We start from the raw sequence: 21,182 nt of genomic DNA, 5'->3' as shown, positions 1-21,182 counted from the left end.
ATCACTAACCTTGGTTCGCCAGTGGGAAGTTGACCACAGTCGAGTGCACAGTTTCAGATGATGGTTTCACCAGTTGCGGGTAATGGTGTTGGAATCCGATACTAACGCTACCTCTATTCCAGCCTCCTTTCCTTTTCAGCACTTCAACATGAATCCCTTGCTCGTCGCCTTTCAGTTTTAAACTGAGTGACACAGGCAAAGACAAGCGGTTGATAGTATCTGTTTTAAGCATAAAGAGAGGGCAACTCCCTTGTTCACTTGCTACCTGTAAGCGTTTCACTTGATGTATTTCAAGCTCTTCTTGCCATAACAAAACATTACTGCATACCCCACTTTTCAGACATTGCTCTGCAGCCCAAAGAGCGTCTTTGGGGTGAGTTGGAGTAACGACCCACACTTGGTTTATATCCAACCCGATGTAGTGTAAAAACAGAGAATTCACTAGCGCAGGTGGTTGAATAAATGCGGTCACACCATTGGTCTGAGTGGCTTTTAAATAGGGAGCGAGCAAACGCAATTCACCAATACTACCAATAGATTCCATCTCCACTACGCCATGAGGTGGAAAGCCTCCGCCGAGCAAATCATCTAATTCAGAAAAACCGGAACTAGTCTGCAACTGCTGAGGATCTGCTTTCGTTAAATTTGCTTGCCAAACAAGGTGTTGGCTTTTTAAGTTCTGAATAATATCTTGCATAATAAATACCTGTATATATATACAGTATATTTCTGTGGGAGAAAGTCGCAAGATTTTTATGAAGAGAGAAATGAAAAAAGGCAGCGTTTGCTGCCTTTTCAATCGATTATGTGAGGTAACCTGAATGAGTTATTTACGCTTCGGTTGAGCGTCGATGCACTGACCGTTCACATCGGTAACCGCAGGATCCATTAAGTGCAAATATAGCGGCATGATATCCAGTGGCGTTTTGAGAGTATTCGCATCTTCACCCGGATATGCTTTTTCACGCATGCGAGTACGAGTGGCACCAGGGTTAATTGCGTTAACGCGGATCGGTGTATCATTCAGCTCGTCAGCCAAAACTTGCATCATGCCTTCTACGGCAAATTTAGAGATAGCATATGGCCCCCAGAATGCGCGGCCAGAGTGGCCGACGGTTGAAGAGGTAAAGATAATACGCCCAGCTTCTGATTTACGCATCACAGGCAGTAGTGCTTGAGTCATTAGCACTTCGGCTTTCACGTTGATCTGCATGATATCGTCGAAGTCTTCCTCTTTGATTTGATCAAATGGACACAGCGAACTCAAGACACCTGCGTTGTGTAATAGACCATCCAAGCGACCAAACTGTCCTTCGATTGTCTCTGCCATATCAATGTAATTCTGCTGAGTTGCACCCTTGAGATCCAATGGAATGATAGCTGCTTGTGGATAGCCAGCAGCTTCAATCTCATCATAGATAGATTCAAGGTTTTGCACATTTCTACCCAAGAGAATAACAGTTGCACCGTGCTCGGCATAAGAAAGCGCGGCTTGACGGCCGATGCCATTACCAGCGCCAGTAACAAGAATGACTTTACCTTTTAGAGCATCAGCTGAAACGGAGTAGTTCACGGCGATAAATCCTTATTATTGTAAGAGGGTCCATGATAGTTAATTGACGCTAAAAAACGCCTGTTTCTCAATGGAAAATCTTGGTAATCGTGACAAGATGGTTACAATACACCAATTCATGTGTTATACCAATTCCAGAACTTTCGTTAGGTATGCTATCAATCAGAACAAGTGGTTACAAACCGCGCTGCCTTCTCGCTGATGTTTCTGCGTAACATACTAACGTCATCTGAAATGAGATAAAGGAGCTCTCGTTGGAATTTTTATTAGATTATGGTCTGTTTCTGGCCAAAATTATCACGGTGGTTGCTGCGATAATTGTTCTGCTCATTATTGCAAAATCGGCTGGTGGCAAATCGGGTGCGGCGAAAGGGGAGTTAGAGATTACCAACCTTTCAGAGCAACACAAACAATCTGTTGAGCAGTTAGAGCATCATTTACATGACGATGCTTTCATCAAGGCTCGAGATAAAGCCGTCAAGAAAGAAGAAAAAGAGAAGAACAAATCTCGCGAGAAAGAAATCAAACAAGCGAGCAAAGACGGTTCATTAGATAGCAAGCGTGAACCACACCTATTTGTTCTTGATTTCAACGGTAGCATAGACGCAAAAGAAGTCGCGTCTCTACGTGAAGAAATCACCGCTATTTTGGCTGTCGCACGTGAAGGTGATGAAGTGTTACTTCGCTTAGAGTCTGGCGGTGGTATGGTTCATGGTTACGGCCTTGCCTCTTCTCAACTGGACCGAATCAAAGCTGCGGGTCTTCCTCTGACCATCTCTGTTGACAAAGTTGCGGCAAGTGGCGGTTACATGATGGCATGTGTAGCAGATAAGATTGTTTCTGCACCATTTGCAATTGTGGGGTCTATTGGCGTTATCGCACAAATTCCTAACTTCAACAAACTGTTGAAGAAACATGACATTGAGTACGAACAACTAACAGCGGGTGAATATAAACGCACGCTAACGATGTTCGGTGAGAATACCGATAAAGCGCGCGATAAGTTTAAGCAAGAACTTGAAGAAACACATGTCTTGTTTAAAGACTTCATCCGTGAGCGTCGTCCTAGTTTGGACCTAGACAAAGTAGCCACTGGTGAGCACTGGTTCGGTACACAAGCGAAAGAGCTTGGTTTGGTGGATGACATTAGTACATCTGATGATATCGTTGTTGCGGCATGCAAAGATAAAACCGTACTTTCTGTGCATTATGTGCAGAAGAAAAAGCTGGCAGACAAGCTAGCAGGTGTGGCGGGTAAAGTCGCTGATAGTGTGATTTTAAAGTTAGCTGAGCGTGGTCAAAAACCGATTGTTTAATCGAGCTTAAGTTCATGACATTTAAAACGGCGAGGGCAGAAGCTCTCGCCGTTTTTGTTGAACTTTATGTTTATTGATGAATCCAATTACGCATTAGGTGTAATGCTTTACACGACATTTTTCCTCGCTCCAAAGACTGATTACCCGTATAATGTGCGCCTCGAAAACCGAGCAAATTGCTGAAAAGAAACTATTGGTGGAGAAGAACATGTCCTCTCAAACTCCGGTTGTAACCGTAGATGGACCTAGTGGTGCAGGTAAAGGCACTTTATGTATGTTGCTGGCGAAAAAGTTGGGTTTCCAACTCTTAGATTCTGGCGCAATTTATCGTGTACTTGCACTCGCTGCGATTCACCACGGTGTCGACACCGAGTCAGAAGATGCTCTTGTCCCACTAGCAACCCACCTAGACGTTCAATTTATCGCGGAAGGTGACTTAGTTAAGGTCATTCTAGAAGGCGAAGACGTGTCAGGGGAGCTTCGTAAAGAAGAAACGGGTATGGCAGCATCTAAAGTTGCGGCTTTGCCACGTGTTCGTGAGGCATTACTACGTCGTCAGCGTGCATTTGAGACCGCTCCGGGTCTGGTTGCTGATGGTCGTGATATGGGCACAATTGTATTCCCGAGTGCGCAAGCAAAAATCTTCCTTGATGCGAGTGCTGAAGAGCGTGCAAATCGACGCCTTAAACAGTTGCAAGAGAAAGGGTTAGATGTTAGATTTGCTGACCTTTTAAGCGAGATCCAAGAGCGTGACGACCGAGATCGTAACCGCCCAGTGGCGCCATTACGCCCTGCTGAGGATGCGCTTGTGCTAGATTCTACGTCGATGACTATCGACGAAGTAGTAGAAAAGGCACTACAATATATCGAATCGAAGCTAGCTGAGTAATAATACTCGACTAGGCTAAGAGCGTTGGTCGCAAGGATGATGACTGGCGAATTTAATAACCCCATGCGGTAGGATACCCGTGGAAGTTTAATTTATTGAAGATTAATTAAATGACTGAATCTTTTGCTCAACTCTTTGAAGAGTTTCTAAACGAAACAGAATTCCAACAAGGCAGCATCGTTAAAGGTACTGTAGTAGCTATCGAGAACGGTTTCGTTCTTGTTGACGCTGGTCTTAAGTCTGAATCTGCTATCCCTGCTGAACAGTTCAAGAACGCTGCTGGCGAACTTGAAGTTGAAGTTGGCGCTGAAGTAGACGTAGCTCTAGACGCTGTTGAAGATGGTTTCGGTGAAACTCAACTTTCTCGTGAGAAAGCTAAGCGTCACGAAGCTTGGATCGTACTTGAGAAAGCTTACGAAGAAGCTGAAACTGTTGTTGGTATCATCAACGGTAAAGTTAAAGGCGGTTTCACTGTTGAACTAAACGGTATCCGTGCTTTCCTTCCTGGCTCTCTAGTAGACGTACGTCCAATCCGCGACACTGCTCACCTAGAAAACAAAGAGCTAGAGTTCAAAGTTATCAAACTTGACCAAAAACGTAACAACGTAGTTGTTTCACGTCGTGCAGTTATCGAATCAGAGAACAGCGTTGAGCGTGACGAGCTTCTAGAAACTCTACAAGAAGGTTCTGAAGTTAAAGGTATCGTTAAGAACCTTACTGACTACGGTGCGTTCGTTGACCTAGGTGGCGTTGACGGTCTTCTACATATCACTGATATGGCTTGGAAGCGCGTTAAGCACCCATCTGAAATCGTTAACGTTGGTGACGAGATCCAAGTTAAAGTTCTTAAGTTCGACCGTGAGCGTACTCGCGTATCACTAGGTCTTAAGCAACTAGGCGAAGATCCATGGGTAGCAATCGCTAAGCGTTACCCAGAAGGTCACAAACTAACTGGTCGCGTAACTAACCTAACTGACTACGGCTGCTTCGTTGAAATCGAAGAAGGCGTTGAAGGTCTAGTTCACGTTTCAGAAATGGATTGGACTAACAAGAACATCCACCCTTCTAAAGTTGTTAATGTTGGCGACGAAGTTGAGGTTATGGTTCTTGAAATCGACGAAGAACGTCGTCGTATCTCTCTAGGTCTGAAACAGTGTAAAGCTAACCCATGGCAGTCATTCGCTGAAGCACAAGCTAAAGGCGACAAAGTTACTGGTAAGATCAAGTCTATCACTGACTTCGGTATCTTCATCGGTCTAGAAGGCGGCATCGACGGTCTAGTTCACCTATCTGACATTTCTTGGAATGTTGCTGGCGAAGAAGCTGTACGTGAGTACAAGAAAGGCGACGAGATCTCTGCAGTTGTTCTAGCAGTAGACGCTGAGCGTGAGCGCATCTCTCTAGGCATCAAGCAAATGGAAAATGACCCATTCAATGCTTACGTTGCTGACAACAAGAAAGGTGTTCTAGTTAACGCTACTGTAACTGCTGTTGACGCTAAAGGCGCTACTGTTGAAATCGCAGAAGGCGTTGAAGGTTACATCCGTGCTTCTGAAGTATCACGCGATCGCGTAGAAGATGCTTCTCTAATCCTAAGCGCTGGTGATGTTGTTGAAGCGAAGTTCACAGGTGTAGACCGTAAGAACCGCGTAATCAACCTATCTATCAAAGCTAAAGACGAAGCTGACGAGCAAGAAGCAATGGCATCTATCAACAAGCAAGATGACAATGCATTCGGTAACGCAATGGCTGACGCTTTCAAAGCTGCTAAAGGCGAATAATATACTCGCTTAAGCAAAAAAGGAGCCGCAAGGCTCCTTTTTTATATTTGGTCATATTTAAGTAGTAATACTAATGACAGTAAACTATCTTAATAAAAGGCATTTCTTCATTGCGCATTTTGCATAAAATTTGTCTAGAATTGTCAGCAAGTGTTTGTTGGAATTAGTATTACTTACTATAATAAGTGATAAAGATACTCAAAGAGGGCAACTATGACTAAGTCTGAACTGATTGAAAGACTCTGCGCTGAGCAAACACACTTATCAGCGAAAGAGGTAGAGGATGCTGTAAAAGATATTTTAGAGCACATGGCCTCTACACTAGAGAGCGGTGACCGTATCGAGATCCGTGGCTTTGGTAGTTTTTCTCTTCATTACCGCGAGCCTCGCGTAGGTCGTAACCCTAAAACGGGCGATAAAGTGGAATTGGAAGGTAAATACGTTCCACATTTCAAACCTGGTAAAGAACTTCGTGAGCGTGTAAATATTGGTTAATGCACTCTTATTAGTTTGAAAAAAGCGGCATACGTTTGTGTATGCCGCTTTTTTGTAATGTATCCAAGTTAGTCATACATCCAAGATCGTTTACTAATCTAATTGTGGATTCAGCTGTTTTCTTTGCTGCTTTCTATACCCAAATAACTTTAACTTCTAAGCATGTCTACAAACTAAGCATCTTGAGGTTACTTGGGTATAGATTATTGCTAATATACGTAGTCTGAAGAAGCATTTTCCTGCATAATCTTACCGACTTACTCCTAGAAGGGTGATGTAACATGAAAATTATAAAAATCGTTGCTGTTTTAGCTCTCTTTTTAATTGCATTGGCGTTAGGTTCCCAAAACCAAGAGCTCGTGACTTTTAACTATCTTCTAGCAAAAGGAGAGTTCCACTTATCTACGCTATTAGGTGTAGTATTTGTGGTTGGCTTTGCTTTAGCGTGGGTTATCTTTGGTAGCATCCAACTGAAAACTCAGCTACAGGTCCGTCGTTTAAAGAAAAAACTGAAAAAGTACGAACCAACTGAATCAAACAACGCTGCTGATAAGCCAGCCATTGAAAAACAGGCATAAGGATAAGGCTTAACTTTAATGCTTGAACTACTCTTCTTGTTGTTGCCTATAGCTGCTGCGTATGGCTGGTATATGGGGCATCGCAGCGCTCAGCAAGACAAGCAGAAGCAATCTCATCAAATCTCTCGTCAGTATATGACGGGTCTTAATCTGCTGCTCTCTGACCAATCAGATAAGGCTGTCGATCACTTTATTGAATTGCTCCAAGTTGATAACGAGACCATCGATACTCACCTTGCGTTGGGTAACCTGTTCCGGTCTCGTGGTGAAGTCGACCGCGCAATCAGAATTCACCAAAATCTTATTTCTCGTTCAGGCTTAACACTGGACCAAAAGAACCTCGCCCTTCAACAGTTAGCGAAAGACTACATGGTCTCTGGTTTTCTTGATCGTGCAGAGAAAATCTTCGAACAGTTAGTCGAAGAGCCAGATTACAAAGAGGCGGCTCTTCAACAATTAGTGACCATTTATCAGCAAACACGAGAATGGGAAAAGGCGATTTATTACGCGAACCAATTGGCTAAGTTAGGTAATAAACGCTCAAGGATGCGTGCAAATATTGCCCATTTTTGGTGTGAAATAGCCATGCTCGACCAAGCTGATGGGAATACTAATAAGGCAATACAGCATTTTAAAAAAGCGTTAGCGGAAGACCCGAAGTGTGTTCGAGCAAGTATTGCTTTGGGACGAATTTACCTAGAGTCTGAAGACTATAAGCACACCATCAAATATCTGACGGGGGTACTTGAGCAAGATAAAGACTTTATCAGTGATGTCTTGCCAACTATTGCAGAATGCTATCATCATCTGGGTCAGGAAGATGAACTTGTCGAGTTTCTGAGAGCTTGTATTGATAAGAAAGCAGGCGTATCAGCCGAGTTGATGTTGGCTCAATTAGTTGCTCATCACGAGAACGTTGGGGCTGCTCAAGAGTTACTGACGAAACAATTGCTGAAAAACCCAACCATGAAGGGCTTCTACCGTTTAATTGACTACCACATTGCAGAAGCAGAAGATGGTCGAGCGAAAGACAGCCTATCAACACTACAAGCGATGGTGGGTGAACAGTTAAAAGTGAAACCGCATTACCGATGCCGGAAGTGTGGATTTTCTACCCATTCCCTTTATTGGCATTGTCCGTCCTGTAAAGGATGGGGGACGATCAAGCCAATCCGCGGATTGGATGGTGAATAATTCTTAATGCAGCTGGCAGAGTTTCTGTCCGCTGCATTTTTTTAACTTTTTATTTAATAAGAACCAAAACAGTTAGGAGATGAAATGATCGACCAAAAAGTTATTGTCGCACTGGATTATGATAACCAAGCAGATGCACTTGCGTTTGTAGATAGAATTGATCCTGCGTCATGCCGACTAAAAGTTGGCAAGGAGATGTTTACGCTATTTGGTCCTGATTTTGTACGTGAACTCCATAAACGTGGTTTCTCGGTATTCCTAGATTTAAAATTTCACGATATTCCAAACACCTGCTCGAAAGCAGTTCGCGCTGCGGCTGAAATGGGTGTATGGATGGTGAACGTACACGCGAGCGGTGGTGAGCGTATGATGACGGCATCACGTGAAATTCTTGAGCCATATGGTAAAGATCGTCCACTTCTTATCGGTGTAACGGTGCTAACCAGTATGGAACAAAGTGATTTAGCTGGTATTGGTTTGAATGTTGCGCCTCAGGAGCAAGTGATTCGTCTAGCAACCTTGACCAAAAACGCGGGCTTAGATGGTGTCGTATGTTCAGCGCAAGAGTCCTCACTACTGAAGAGCGAACTAGGCCAAGAATTTAAATTAGTGACCCCTGGTATTCGACCTGCTGGCTCGGAACAAGGTGACCAACGCCGTATCATGACGCCAGTAGACGCTATCCAATCAGGTTCAGATTATCTTGTGATTGGTCGCCCTATCACTCAAGCGTCAAATCCTGCAGAAGTGCTGAAGTCGATCAATGAGAGCTTATCTAACATGTAAGCACTGTCTCGATTGTATGGAGAAAAGTGAGGCTGGATGCCTCACTTTTTATATCGAATGAAAATACTGATCGCGGTAAACAACCATTCCTTTTAACCAGCTATGTCTGATCATTTACTCGCTGTAACTGGTATATCGGGGCCAATTGAGATAAAGGTTCTGCGGTTTATTCTGAGTAAAGTAGGGCTTGGTACTATGTCGATCACACTTTTGTAACATAACTCACTGTGATGCCTCGAAAATGCAATCATGTGTTATTGATGGCTTGCGTTACAAATATCTAAAGAATACTATGGCGAAGATGCATTCACTGCGTTGTAAGGTCTAGGATGACCTAGTGAAACTCTTTGAAATTAATATAGAAGCTGGCAGGACGTCACTTCATATTACGTTCCTATTATTTCCTATCTGCGTATTTTAAATCGCAGCTTTCTGTGAGCTTTCACACGCTGTCTTCCTTGTTACGACCTTAGTGCGCAAACACAACAAGGAAGAAACATGACTAAAAAACTGCCATTTTCAGTACTAGCAACACTGACCGCTGCCAGTTTTCAACTGAGTGCGGCAGAATTGCCAGCTGATATCGAATGGATTTCAAACAACAACGAACCTCTATTTGCCTCTGAAGAAGCGGTACGAGGTGGCACCTATCGCACTTACATTCAGAGCTTTCCGCAAACATTACGAAGTGTTGGTCCAGATGCGAACTCAGGTTTGCGCCAATACTTAATGGATGGTTCACCAAAACTGGCTCAGCGTCATCCAAATACTGGCAAATGGATCCCTCAACTTGCTGAGTCATGGGCATTTGGAGAGGACAACAAAACCGTATTCTTTAAACTCGACGAAACGGCCGAGTGGTCAGATGGTGAAAAAATTACAGCAGATGATTACGTCTTTATGATGAAGTACTACACGTCAAAAGACATTATCGACCCGTGGTATAACGACTTCTTCACAAACAGTATTGTGAGTGTTGAAAAAATTGATGACTACACGATCAAAGTCAATCTTGCTGTAGCTCAAAGTCATGACTCACTTATGGTTATGATTAACATGCCAAGTAATGGTTTTCAGCCTCGTCCTGAACACTTCTTTGAAGGAGAAAAGGACGCAAATAACGATGGCATGCCTGATAACTTCGTCAGAAAGTTTAACTTTAAATCTGAGCCAACCGCAGCGCCTTACTACATTGATCAAGTGAAGAAAGGTAAGAGCGTAACATTCAAACATGTCGGTGAAGATTGGTGGGGATACAACAACCGCTACTATAAAAACCGTTATAACGTTGAAAAGGTTCGCATTAAGGTAATTCGCGATCCTGATATTGCCATGAAGCACTTTGAGAAAGGCAACTTAGACTACTTTGAGATGGTGCTACCAAGCTTTTGGCATGACAAAACCAATAGTGATGTGTACAAAAAAGGCTATATCCAAAAGTACTGGGGCTTTAACGAAGCACCGCAAGGAGCTGGTGGTCTTTGGATGAACACAGCGATGCCGATGTTGGATAACCTAGAAGTGCGTAAAGGTGTTATGGCAGCCACTGACTATGACGGCATGATTGAAAACATCATGCGTGGAGATTATTCACGTAAACCGCATGGACTCGGATTTGGTCATGGCGAATACGATGATCCTAACAATACACCGCCAAAGTTTGATGCTGATGCGGCGGTTAAACACTTCGAAAAAGCGGGCTTTGACAAAGTGGGCGCAGATGGTATTCGTGTTAACGACAAGGGCCAACGCTTGAGCTTTGCTATCACCTACGGATACAACTCTTGGACACCGCGTATTGCATACCTGAAAGAGCAAGCGAAACTTGCTGGTCTTGAGTTCACGTTAAACTTGGTGGATGGCTCATCTGCGTTTAAATACATTCTTGAGAAAAAGCATCAGCTAGCGTTTTTGAATATGGGCTCTGGTGAGATCCCTGCGTATTGGGAATACCTACACTCGGATAATGCAAATCGACCACAAACGAATGCTCACACCAACTACAGCAGCCCTGAGCTAGACAAGTTAATTGAAGCGTATGATTCTGAGTTTGATCAGGAGAAGCGTTACGACTTGTCGCATCAAATCCAAAACTATGTCAGCAAAGCGAACATCATCGTTCCTGGCTACATGGTGCCTTATTCTCGAGTTGCTCATTGGCGCTGGGTTAAAATTCCTAAAAACGGCATGACAAAAGCGACAGAATGGGTGCTTCATCCAATGGATATCGGTAATTTCTGGATTGATAACCAAGTAAAAGAAGAGACAGAAGAAGCGATGGACGAGGGTAAAACCTTCCCAGAATTAACGGTAATTGATGATCGTTACAAATTGTAAATCAGTAGTTTAGATAGAAAATGATAGCCCCGGTAATGAATTTTATCGGGGCTTTCTTTTTTACTTAATAAGGTAAGACGCTTCTAAAAGGTAGGTTTTTGCATCACCAAGCAAAGAGAACGCTTTATCGATGGTTTTAAATCGATCATCAAGCGAGTCGCTTGATATCAGCTGGCTGAATGTTTGCAACGAGAAAGCTTCGTTTGCTTTGAAGAACTGATGTACGTTTTCAAGCTGCACTTTATGAATATGCTCCACCTTATTTAGGGCGGTGGTTAAATCGGAAATGTTAATCGACATTGCTACTCGGGAACCTTATCAACAAGACCTATATGAGGTCATAGAGTGGGGTTTTATATTTTGTGACAGAGAGTAGCACCGAAGAGCAATTTATAGTCTGATGAAGATCAATTTGCCTTATTTAAGCATCTGTAACGCGGCACTAGACGTGTACCTAGAGCTAGTACACGTTACAACGCTTGAATATAGGCTAGGGTTTCACCTAATCAAAAGTAAAAGCCAAGTCCGACTAAAAGCCCTTGAGAAGCCGTATCATATTCAAATACCTCTTCATTTTTGTAATCGACCCAGGTCGACTTGTAAGCTAAGTTGAGATCAGACCATTCGTTAAAGCTATAACGAACACCAGTTTGAATGGCATAAGTGAAGTGAGTATCGTTGCCAAGTCCGGCGTCGATACTGGCATGAAATCGCCAGTTTTCGCTCAATTCATCAATGAGTCGCAAGCCAACTAAAAAATCGACCCAATCTTCTTGTAATGACAGTCTATCTTCTAGTACCCGGTTATCATTGCGATACAGTTTGCCGGTGATGTCATTGTCCCACCAACGTAATCCAAACATATAATCCAGTTTACCAAATGAATATTGTTCGCGTTGGAATGCCTTTGCTTCTAGAACACCTTGCCGTATTTCGATGTCCGCACGATAACGAGCGTTAGGCAGAGCGCCCTTGATATTATTAACATCACCACTTAAGTTCATGAAACTATAATCTATGTAGTAGCCCCACTTACTTTGGTAAATACTCTCGAATCGCAACATCGCCCCAATATCGAGGTGGTCTACGATGAACTTAGGATCGACATCCACCTCTGATGAAAAGCGACCAATACTGGTATCCCCGTGGATATTCAGTCCTAGCATGTACACTTCTATGCTATTTCGCCAACGAGATTCTTGTGTCTCGGCTGAGAGCGCTACTGATGTAGGTAATACAAGAATGAGTGAGGAGAGTGATAGCAGGTTACATGGTTTCATCCAATTTCCTTTTCGGCTTTTCGTCAGCTTTCAGCTTAGTAGAAGTCGCTACACTCTGCATAAAAAAGGGAAGCAACTTGCTTCCCTGTAATTAACATTGACTTAGAGTTGTTTGGCAATGTCTGAGGTTAGGCTTTCTAAGCCTATGGATAAAGCGTTGACGAGCGCTTCATAGCCTTCATCTTGAAGCGGCTTTGAGATTTGTATTGGCGCACTGTTTTCGACCTTACCTTCGGCATTAATGAGTAACCATTCTCCCTCAATTTCGATATTACCTTTGTAGCTGCCATTAAATTTATTTAACGTAAGCTGTAGTTTGGCTTCACCGCTTTGATCCAACAGATTATTCATTTCAGTCGGCCAATAATGACTTTGCTTGTGGCGTAGTTCCGCGACGACTCTCTGAGTGATTTGCTCAGAAATACTGTGCGCCCATTGATTGTGTTTCGCCTGAATAACTAGGGTCTCAGAGGTTCGATAAACAATGCCATTATCATTCAAATAACTCGCCAATGTCACTGGACGAACAACTAAAGTTGGGCGCTGAGCGATATCAGAAGAGCTCAGCGTCACTGGTTCCACCTTAGGTAGAAGGTACATAGCTCCTTTAGTTTGCGGAGCGCTACTGCAACCCGTTAGACCGACAAATAGCGCGATAGACAGAAAGAATACTCGTTTCATTAGTTTTGGCCTTTAATTGGTATTGGGTCACTGATTTCATCTTCTCCAAACACAAGAGAGTTTGGCTTTTCGTTTAGCTGTTTAAGTACGGGTTTAAACTCTGTCATCACGCTTTCTAATTCTTTTAGCGTGGCTTCCATTTCGCTGTACATGGTTGAGTTGGGCCCATAACCATCGAGTGTTTTTTGTAATTGCTGTAAGCTTTGGCGAATATCTGTTGGGATCTCTTGCGTCTCTTTTTGATTCAAAAGTTTATCAATACTGTCCGCCACGCGTTCTGCTGAAGCTAACGTTTTTTCAGACGTTTTTAACGTTGAATTGAGAGAATCTAGCGTTTCTTCCATCGGTAAGTTATTAATCTTATTTAGGAAGTCGTTCACTTGGCGCTGAACCTGCGCAAAACCACCACGCATGGTTGGGAAAACATCTAAATCAGCAAACTTACTCGGGACGTAAGGCTCGTCATTTGGATAGAAGTCGGCGTCAACATACAGTGCGCCTGTTAATAAGTTACCTGTTTTTAAAGTACCACGTAGGCCTTTAGCAAACTCACTCTTCAATTTATCTTTTAACATTGGTAAAGATTGGGATTGGAAATCGCCATAAACACGGCCGAGCTCGATACGTACCAATACAGGGATTTTTTTCGCAGAAAAGTTCTCTTCTGGGGTTGGAAGTCGCATTGGTACACGCATCACAGTACCAATTCTCAAGCCTCGATATTCGACAGGTGCCTTACGTTTAAGTCCTCGTACCGATTCATCAAAAAGCATAACGAATTCAATATAATCATCGTACATGCCTTCTCGAAGTTGTTTAATATCATCGTACAAGCGGAAGTTGACCATATTTTCAGTGAGCTGTTCACCGGATTCAAGACCTGGAACGGTATCGAAGGTAACACCACCCGTTAGCATGCTCTCTAATGAGCCAAACTTGACTTCGAACCCTTCAGCATTGAGCTGTAAATCTACGCCAGAATTCAGCCAGAACTTGGTACGAGTGCGCACTAAGCTGTCATAAGGCTTGAAAATAAAGAGTTGGTATAACGCTTTGCGAGTGTCAACATCAAAGCTAGTTTTCTCTACACGACCAACCGTAAAGCCTTTATAAATGACGGGGTCACCAACGCCTAGCTTACCCGCCTCGCGGTGTGTTAACACAAGGCGTAACCCCTCTGCATCAGGAGAGGCCACTGGGGGAACATCTAAGACCGTAAAGCGCTCTTTCTCTATTTTAGATTTACCCGGCTGAAGTTGGATATAAGCGCCAGAGAGCAAGGTCTCTAAACCTGAAACGCCATCACGGCCAATACGAGGCTTCACCACCCAAAACATGGTGTCATCTCGCAGCATGCGTTCTGCATCCTTGTTCATTTGTGCCTTAGCGATGATGTGATCGTAATTTTCACTGAGAGTGACTTCAGTAATCAGTCCGACTTTTACATTCAATGCTCGGATTTCGGTTTTGCCAACCTCAATCCCATCTGCGGTTGGCAGTTGGAGAGTAATTTGTGGGCCTGTACTGTTGATATATTGGAACAGCATCCACGCTCCCATGGCTAGCGCAAGGATCGGGACAATCCATATCGCAGAAATCTGCTTTTGCGGTTTTATTTGAGCGGTTACGTTGTTCTCATCACTCATATTTGGCTTTCTCGTTTAAGTTGTCAGAAATCGGCTCCTGCACTTCGTTTTGTGGCAATTGCCACAACAAACGTGAGTCAAATATCATTGCAGAAAGCATAGTAAAAATGACCACTGCCGCGAAAGAGAGCGCAGCAGGACCTGGATAAATCGCCATTAAGTTTTGCAGCTGAACCAGTGCAACTAAGATCGCGACGACGAAGATATCGATCATGGACCAACGACCAATAAACTCAGTTATGCGGTAGATCTTTAAGCGTGAAATACTCTCTTCGTGCGGAAGATATCGCGCTTTTTGCGCATTGTAATACAGCCACGCGAGTGCCAGCATTTTCGCCATTGGAATAAATACGCTAGCAAAGAAAATTACCATCGCAATAGGGTAAGAACCTAAATGCCAAAGCAATATTACCCCCTCCATGATAGTTGAACCTTCTGCATGTCCAAGGCTTACGGTGTACATCATAGGGTAGAGGTTCGCAGGGATATAGAAAATGACTGAAGCAAACAAAAGCGCCCAAGCTTTTTGTAAATTGTCTGCGGGGTTGTATTTGTGAATAGGGCTTTTACAACGAATGCAGTGTTGGTGTTTTTTAGCTTCAATAGGGTTGAGCTGGTGGCACGTATGACAACCAATATGGTTGTGGTTATGGTGCGTATCACCCTCTTTTACATCATGTAGCTCGATAGCTGGAATAAAGTGCCCCCAGAGCCAGCTTTTGTCGACAATTGATATGCATTTGACTACCAGAACGGTATATACACAAAACGCCCAGAATGAAGTGCCCATTCCTATGTCTGCGAGGGAAGCGATTTTAATTAAGCTGACCAACACGCCAATCAAAAATACATCCACCATTAACCAAGGTTCGACTCGAAACAGAAGACGGCATAAAACTTTTGCCATTCGTTGCTGCTTTTTAGAGGGGGTATGTTTACGTGCTTTTAATGCTTCAAGGTGAAGAAAGAGAATGAGACCAACATAGATTGCAGGCAAAACGATAACTGTTGCGAGTAGCAGCACACCCAAAAGCACATTTTGAAACTCAGCCAGCATTTTGGCAGCGTGCAACAAGGTGATTTCTTGCGACAACCCTTGCACGCTGAACGACATAAAAGGGAAAGAAATGCTTAGCACTAACATGATCAAACATGCCGATGATATGGCGATCACGCTTTGGTAAGGCTTGGCATTCACTTTAGTCAGCGAATGCGAACATCGAGGACATTGTGCTTTTTGCCCCTGTTCGATATCGGGAATGCGAACAACAAGGCCGCACTCTTCGCATGAAATTAACTGACGGGAATTAGGTTGAATACTCATCGGGTAGGTTTTAGATTCATTTGCTTTAAGAATACTCTTTTTTCACTAGGCACGCTTGTTTTGATTCAGGAGTTTACGAGTTTCTTACTTTTGGCATTAGAGGATATGGGAGATCTAAGACATAAACGAAGTCGCGTTTGGTACAAGATTTTACGGCGAAGATGAGTATGTTGGAAGTCGAAAATAATGTGATATTGCTTGTCTGTGGAGGGGGGTAATTACTTGTTTTTAAGGGTAAGTAACCCTGCCCAGATAATCAGAGCAGGGAAAAAGAGCATTTTATTTAAGGTACTTAGTTGTACTTTACTTGACCGTTCCGCTCTTAAAGGCATTGGAGCCGACTTGCGTACCGTTGAGCGTTTTGCCGTAATAGCCTTGGTGCTGGTGATATTTCTCCGCGTTTGCGGTGACATTGCCTTTGAATCGAGGATCTTGTGGACGCTCATGGCTGTTGACGTATGCTGCGACATCCCAAGCTTCTTGCTCTGTCAGCTGCACACTTTTCCCAAGCGGCATGTTTTCGTAAATAAAATAGGCCGCTGTGTTAATCCGGTGCATACCTGCGCCCCAGTTATACGCATATTCGCCCCAAAGTGGTGGAATGTATGAATGGTCGTTGGTGTCTTTGATGCCTGAACCGTCGGCGCGATGGCAAGTTTCACAGTTCTTTTCGTAGACCAATGCGCCTCGCTCTATTGATGGTTCTTGCTCAGGGGCGGCGATTTTTGGGTAGCCACGCCCAGAGAGATTACCCCGCTTTTCAATTGGTAATGCTTGTGCGATGGCTTCGGGCAACGGGAAGTCTTTTGCTTTTCCACCAATTTGCAACGTTTTTGCGTCTAGTTCTGGAATGGGTTCATCCGCCATACCATGTTTGTCAAGCAAGCCGCCCATCGCTAACCAGTAGGCGTAAGCACTAAGGGCAACAATTTCTGTCGAATCGTAAGCGGGCGCTTTACCGTTCATGGAATACTCGAAACAACCTTGGATACGGTCAGCATAGCTGTTTACGCGATCGTTTTTCTTACGATATGCCGGGTATGCCATGTAAGCTGCCCACAGTGGCGCAGCGTTTGCTTTTCGTCCTGCCTCCATATGGCAGTTCACACAGTTTTGTTCGTTGCCAACGTATTTTCCGCGCATTTGTTGTGAGTTAACAAAGAGCGAGTAACCGCGTTTTACTTGCTCACCAAATGCGGTGTTTGGGATTGTGCTGAGATCACGCGGTTTTAAGTATTCACCGTGCTTTTCTTTTTCTATCGCAGGTAGCTCTTTCTGGCGGTCCGGTAATGGAGCGTTAGCTAGTACGAGCGTAGAAATGAAAGGCAGTGCGAACAAAGAATAGAAACGTTTCATGACTGCTCCTAGTAACGTAATGAGGCAAAGTAGTAAGCAAGATTTTCGATCTCTTTGTCAGTGAGATTTTTTGCGATGGTCCCCATCATATTGAGCGGGTCGCCACTGCGAGTGCCGTTTTTCCATGCCATCAATTGCGTTTTTAAGTAATCAGCATGTTGGCTTGCGAGGCGAGGGAACTTGTCGACGCCCATACCGCTGGCTCCATGACAAGTTGCGCAAGCTGGAATATTTCTATCCCAATCGCCTTGGAAAATTAACTTACGATACGGGTTACGAATATCAGCTTGGTCGCCGCGTTGTTCTGGATTCGTGAACTCATAGCTCGGGAGGTTAGCAAAGTACTCCATAACTTCCTTACGGCCTGCGGGATCGCTGAGTTCCTTCGCCATGCCTTGCATGACCAGATTTTGGCGTTCGCCACTAAGGAATAGTTCGATTTGAGTGTTGAGATAATTCGCGTTTAAACCAGCGATCATCGGCGCGATATTTGGCTGTCCCATGCCATCTTGGCCGTGACAACCGCTACATACGCTGGCTTTTTCCGGAATAGACGAGGCGCTTGCGCCCATAGTGGTTGCTAACAAACAGGCCACCACCACTGGAAGAATTTTTGACATGCTGACTCACTTTAATTTTTATTAATATGTCTAAGTGCTACTTGGTAGTCACTTGGACAATATTGTCGGCCTTGTCAATAATGAAAGGTATTGTGGATTTCCACATATTTAATAAGTGTAAATGGCCGTATTTGTTTTTATTGGTTGTTCTATAAGCGATAAAAACAAAGTGGTGAAGAGCTGCACAAATCGGCAGCTCTAAGTGGTAGAGACGTCTTAACGTGCGGCGTTACGCTTTGCGGATTTTGGCCGGCAGGGACTGACGTGCCGCCGCGCCCACTACCCAATCCAACAATACACCTTTACCTTCTCGGGTAGGATCAATTAAGCCAATGTCGTTAATGTTGACGCCATCTTGGCTGCGCGTTTTTACGGGTTGTTGTTTATCGCCGATCCAGTGCGAGCGTTGTCCTAGCTCGGTATGACCAAACCCATGTTCAAATCCGAGTGTGCTAGGGCGAATCCCGCTGACTATCATCGCAAGTGCTTTGGTGCTTGCAGATGGTGTCTCGATAACAAACTCATCACCCGTTTTAATGCCCGCACGCTCGGCATCGATTGGATGGATGTACACTGGGTTTACGCCTTTAATCGAGTTCAACCTTGGCGATAGGTTGGATACCGCACTGTGAATGTTGGATTTAAAGTTCGTCAGGCTGAAAGGCCATTCTGAGCTTGGGAACTGGTCTTCCATTGATGTGCCATCGGCCAGTTTTTGTGGATGCCATGTTGGGCAACCCGTGTAGAAATCACCGGTCATGGTGTTTCTTGCGCTGCCGACACGTTCATTCCATATCGCGACAGGTCGTGTCCATTTGTGCTTCATTTGCTCACCTTGATACGCTTCGGTTGCATTTTCAAAACGTCCACCGCGAGCAAAAATAAACGCCACACGTTTCATCTCATCCGCTGTCAGCGTCTTCTGCATGGCTGGCATTAAACGCTCTAGGCCGGACCACGCAATGTCTTCTGCCGAAACTTCAGGCACCCCGCCTTTCACATAAGCCAAGTTTGCCGCGGAACGTAAGTAGAAATCTTCAGCGCTGTGGAGAGCGTGCCAATTCCCTTGCGCATCTTGAATCGCGTTGTCACCAAAGCCGCCCAGTTGCATTTTCTTGGCGACATCAATCAAAAAGTTTTCTAAGCAAATTGAACGACCATCGGCGGTTTTCTCTGTTCGCGCTCCCACAATCGGCCAGCGAGCGGTGACGGTTTTCACCGGAACGTCGTGCCAAGGCGTTGCCATACCCCAGCTTTCGTAGGTGACCGTGTCAGGTACAATATAATCCGACAACGCGGTGGTTTCGTTAATGAACGCATCAATAGACACAATCAAACCGAGTTGTTTTGGATCTTTAAGCTTGTCTTCCAGCAGCGTTTTCAAACCGGGTACACCATACATTGGGTTCGCCATGTGATTGATCCACGCTTTTACGCGGTATGGATAACCATCAATAGCCGCAGATAGGTGCTCTGTCAGCAGTGGCGCGGCAAACGGATACCAAGGCGCGCGAGTTGGATAAGGGGATTCACCAGCCTCAACGCGACGTTTGTATTCGCTTGTTTTGTGGTAGGGGAATTTACTGCGCGACAAAAAGACGCCTTTCGGGCCGACTTTGCCAGCAAATTTGGTGAAGTCGTAACGAGGACCCGCAGCGGAAGTTGGGTAGCCACCCGCTTTGGCCATCGCGCCGCCTTTCATATTTATGTTACCAATCAACGCATTGAGCATCATGATGGTAAACGAGTTATAGAACCCATTGGTGTGCATGTTGCCACCGTGGGTATCGACCACCGCTTTTGTTCCGTGACTGGTAAAGCGCTTTGCTAGTTCAACAATTTGTTCGACAGGGATTTCACATTGTTGGCTGTAGAACGCAAGGCTGTATTTGAACGCCTCTTCTTTGAGTCTTTGTAGAGACGATTTTACGCGCACTTCGCCCGATGCAAGCGAAACCGTTTTATCGATAAACAGTGCCGCTTCCTCAGCTTGGGTATGAACACCAAATTCGCCTCTTTGCTCATCCACGATGACGTACGGGTCGGAGTCAGACAACGCTTCGCCCTCAAATGGCAGGTTCAGATCAGATGCGCGTAAAAACGTGCCGTTTCTCGGGTGCTGCTCATCGCTGATTACCAAGTGCGTGGCATTACACCAGTGCGCGGTGCCGGCTCGCTTCATCGCGTTTGCCCCCGGCTGCGCCAAGAAGGTTTTGTTGTAGCGTTGGTTTTCGATGATCCACTGGATCATGCCAAGCACGAGGGCAGAGTCGGTGCCCGGTTTGATTGGTATCCAGCGGTTGTTGTCACCGGCGGCCAAGCTCGATGAACCCGCAGGCAAACTTGGCGTGATGATGGTGTATTCCAAGCTACCTTCTGTTCGCGCATTGGCGAGTTGGCGCGCCTGACGCTTAAAAGGGTTGCCAGCTTGCGCAGGCGACATACCGATGAAGATGATGTATTCCGCATTATCAAAATCTGGCTTTAAGTGTGCGTTCTTATCTAAGTCGTTCATAAATGCGCCGCTGCCAGCACGAAATGCGTAGCCGCAGTAAGAGCCGTGATGCCCAAAGTTACGTGTACCATAGCTGTTGAACGCGAAGCGTTTGAATATGTCGTCTCGGCCTTCGTTACCGGCGTTGGTCATTAACAATTGGTTGGCTTTCGGTCCATATTCTGGGTTTTCAGGATCTACGGGCGTTGTTAAATCGTGAATGTCGCGTAAACCATCAACATGGCCTTCACCAAATAAATCACCACCTTCTACGATTTCTTCTATCAATTGCTCGTAGCTGATCGGAATCCATTTTCCTTCGCCGCGTTTTCCAACTCGTTTCAGTGGCTGAGTAATGCGGTACGGGCTGTTGCGAATTTCTAGCATCCCATTGCCACGTGCGCATGCTGTTGAACGACCGTCAAGGCCCGCTTCTCCTGCCAAACTTAAATAAGCATCTTTGACTGGCGTTTCGAACGGAATGTGTTGCTGATGAGAGAGTGGGTGATATGGGTTGCCAGTAATACGCAAAATATCGTCGCTGCGGTTATCAATGCGTACACGCAATCCGCACAGTGACCAACAACCAAAGCACATCGATGGCGCAACGCGCTGATTTGGATTAGGGATTAGGTTGCCTTTGCTGTTGACCGTGTACTCTGGTTCAAGCGAGTTACCGTGGTGAATATCACGCGTTTTTTCTCCCGCAGTGCCTTCGAGCGCACCTTCGACCATATGTTTGGTGGTGGTGGCGTAACCCGCAGCGAATGCGCCAAGCCCACCCACTGCAATGCCTGATTTCAAAAACTGACGGCGTTTGTTATCCATGATG

Annotated in this window: 18 protein-coding genes; 8 read left to right on the top strand and 10 right to left on the bottom strand. The window is 44.8% G+C overall.

Features of this window, described 5'->3' with window-relative positions; genetic code table 11:
- Positions 1-4: 4 nt before the first annotated feature.
- Positions 5-697, bottom strand: coding sequence for a translesion DNA synthesis-associated protein ImuA (gene imuA / locus R7E42_RS17410; RefSeq protein ID WP_017821660.1), 693 nt, complete (start codon positions 695-697; stop codon positions 5-7).
- 129 nt (positions 698-826) lie between these two features.
- The gene (locus R7E42_RS17405; protein ID WP_005385821.1) at positions 827-1,573 is read right to left on the bottom strand and encodes a YciK family oxidoreductase; all 747 of its coding nucleotides are present in this window, start codon (positions 1,571-1,573) and stop codon (positions 827-829) included.
- Positions 1,574-1,827: 254 nt separating this feature from the next.
- On the opposite strand from R7E42_RS17405, the gene sohB reads away from it, so the two are divergent.
- The 8 genes from sohB to R7E42_RS17365 all read left to right on the top strand — a co-directional run bounded on the left by sohB (position 1,828) and on the right by R7E42_RS17365 (position 10,949).
- A complete protein-coding gene (gene sohB / locus R7E42_RS17400; RefSeq protein ID WP_005385819.1) occupies positions 1,828-2,889 on the top strand; it encodes a protease SohB in 1,062 nt (353 codons plus the stop codon).
- Between the two features lie 208 nt (positions 2,890-3,097).
- Positions 3,098-3,778, top strand: coding sequence for a (d)CMP kinase (cmk, locus tag R7E42_RS17395; RefSeq protein ID WP_021033981.1), 681 nt, complete (start codon positions 3,098-3,100; stop codon positions 3,776-3,778).
- A gap of 110 nt (positions 3,779-3,888) precedes the next feature.
- A complete protein-coding gene (rpsA, locus tag R7E42_RS17390; RefSeq protein WP_005385817.1) occupies positions 3,889-5,559 on the top strand; it encodes a 30S ribosomal protein S1 in 1,671 nt (556 codons plus the stop codon).
- Positions 5,560-5,772: 213 nt separating this feature from the next.
- Positions 5,773-6,054, top strand: a complete 282-nt coding sequence (gene ihfB, locus R7E42_RS17385; protein ID WP_005385816.1) for an integration host factor subunit beta — start codon at positions 5,773-5,775, stop codon at positions 6,052-6,054.
- A 281-nt stretch (positions 6,055-6,335) separates the two neighbouring features.
- Positions 6,336-6,632, top strand: a complete 297-nt coding sequence (locus R7E42_RS17380) for a LapA family protein (RefSeq protein WP_005376663.1) — start codon at positions 6,336-6,338, stop codon at positions 6,630-6,632.
- Between the two features lie 18 nt (positions 6,633-6,650).
- Positions 6,651-7,826, top strand: a complete 1,176-nt coding sequence (lapB, locus tag R7E42_RS17375; RefSeq protein ID WP_005376665.1) for a lipopolysaccharide assembly protein LapB — start codon at positions 6,651-6,653, stop codon at positions 7,824-7,826.
- A gap of 84 nt (positions 7,827-7,910) precedes the next feature.
- Positions 7,911-8,612, top strand: coding sequence for an orotidine-5'-phosphate decarboxylase (gene pyrF, locus R7E42_RS17370; RefSeq protein ID WP_005376667.1), 702 nt, complete (start codon positions 7,911-7,913; stop codon positions 8,610-8,612).
- 498 nt (positions 8,613-9,110) lie between these two features.
- A complete protein-coding gene (locus R7E42_RS17365; RefSeq protein WP_213960471.1) occupies positions 9,111-10,949 on the top strand; it encodes an extracellular solute-binding protein in 1,839 nt (612 codons plus the stop codon).
- A gap of 60 nt (positions 10,950-11,009) precedes the next feature.
- Here the strand turns inward: R7E42_RS17365 and R7E42_RS17360 are convergent, their stop codons facing one another.
- The 8 genes from R7E42_RS17360 to R7E42_RS17325 form a co-directional block, all read right to left on the bottom strand.
- Positions 11,010-11,249, bottom strand: coding sequence for a hypothetical protein (locus R7E42_RS17360; protein WP_005376679.1), 240 nt, complete (start codon positions 11,247-11,249; stop codon positions 11,010-11,012).
- Between the two features lie 206 nt (positions 11,250-11,455).
- Positions 11,456-12,229: a hypothetical protein gene (locus tag R7E42_RS17355; protein WP_031778929.1), complete on the bottom strand. Its 774-nt coding sequence runs from the start codon at positions 12,227-12,229 to the stop codon at positions 11,456-11,458.
- A gap of 102 nt (positions 12,230-12,331) precedes the next feature.
- Complete coding sequence (locus R7E42_RS17350; RefSeq protein WP_256902939.1) at positions 12,332-12,910, bottom strand: membrane integrity-associated transporter subunit PqiC; 579 nt, start codon at positions 12,908-12,910, stop codon at positions 12,332-12,334.
- Positions 12,910-14,556 (bottom strand): intermembrane transport protein PqiB, encoded by a 1,647-nt coding sequence (pqiB, locus tag R7E42_RS17345; protein ID WP_213970712.1) that lies wholly within the window; start codon positions 14,554-14,556, stop codon positions 12,910-12,912. The genes R7E42_RS17350 and pqiB overlap by 1 nt, the downstream gene beginning before the upstream one ends.
- Positions 14,549-15,880 (bottom strand): paraquat-inducible protein A, encoded by a 1,332-nt coding sequence (locus R7E42_RS17340; protein ID WP_318072878.1) that lies wholly within the window; start codon positions 15,878-15,880, stop codon positions 14,549-14,551. Before R7E42_RS17340 ends, pqiB begins: the two co-directional genes overlap by 8 nt.
- Before the next feature lie 303 nt (positions 15,881-16,183).
- On the bottom strand, positions 16,184-17,236 hold the full coding sequence (locus R7E42_RS17335) for a c-type cytochrome (protein WP_005376684.1): 1,053 nt from the start codon (positions 17,234-17,236) through the stop codon (positions 16,184-16,186).
- 8 nt (positions 17,237-17,244) lie between these two features.
- Positions 17,245-17,808, bottom strand: a complete 564-nt coding sequence (locus tag R7E42_RS17330; RefSeq protein WP_390904734.1) for a c-type cytochrome — start codon at positions 17,806-17,808, stop codon at positions 17,245-17,247.
- A 277-nt stretch (positions 17,809-18,085) separates the two neighbouring features.
- Positions 18,086-21,178 carry a tetrathionate reductase subunit A gene (locus R7E42_RS17325; protein ID WP_318072877.1) on the bottom strand — a complete coding sequence of 1,031 codons (3,093 nt, stop codon included), beginning with the start codon at positions 21,176-21,178 and terminating at the stop codon, positions 18,086-18,088.
- Positions 21,179-21,182: the final 4 nt, after the last annotated feature.

Source organism: Vibrio sp. Vb1337 (assembly GCF_033338715.1).
In the GTDB taxonomy this organism is placed as follows: Bacteria; Pseudomonadota; Gammaproteobacteria; order Enterobacterales; family Vibrionaceae; genus Vibrio; species Vibrio alginolyticus.
The sequence above is the reverse complement of the archived record's forward strand: the minus strand, read 5'-3'. Positions and strand labels throughout refer to the sequence as shown.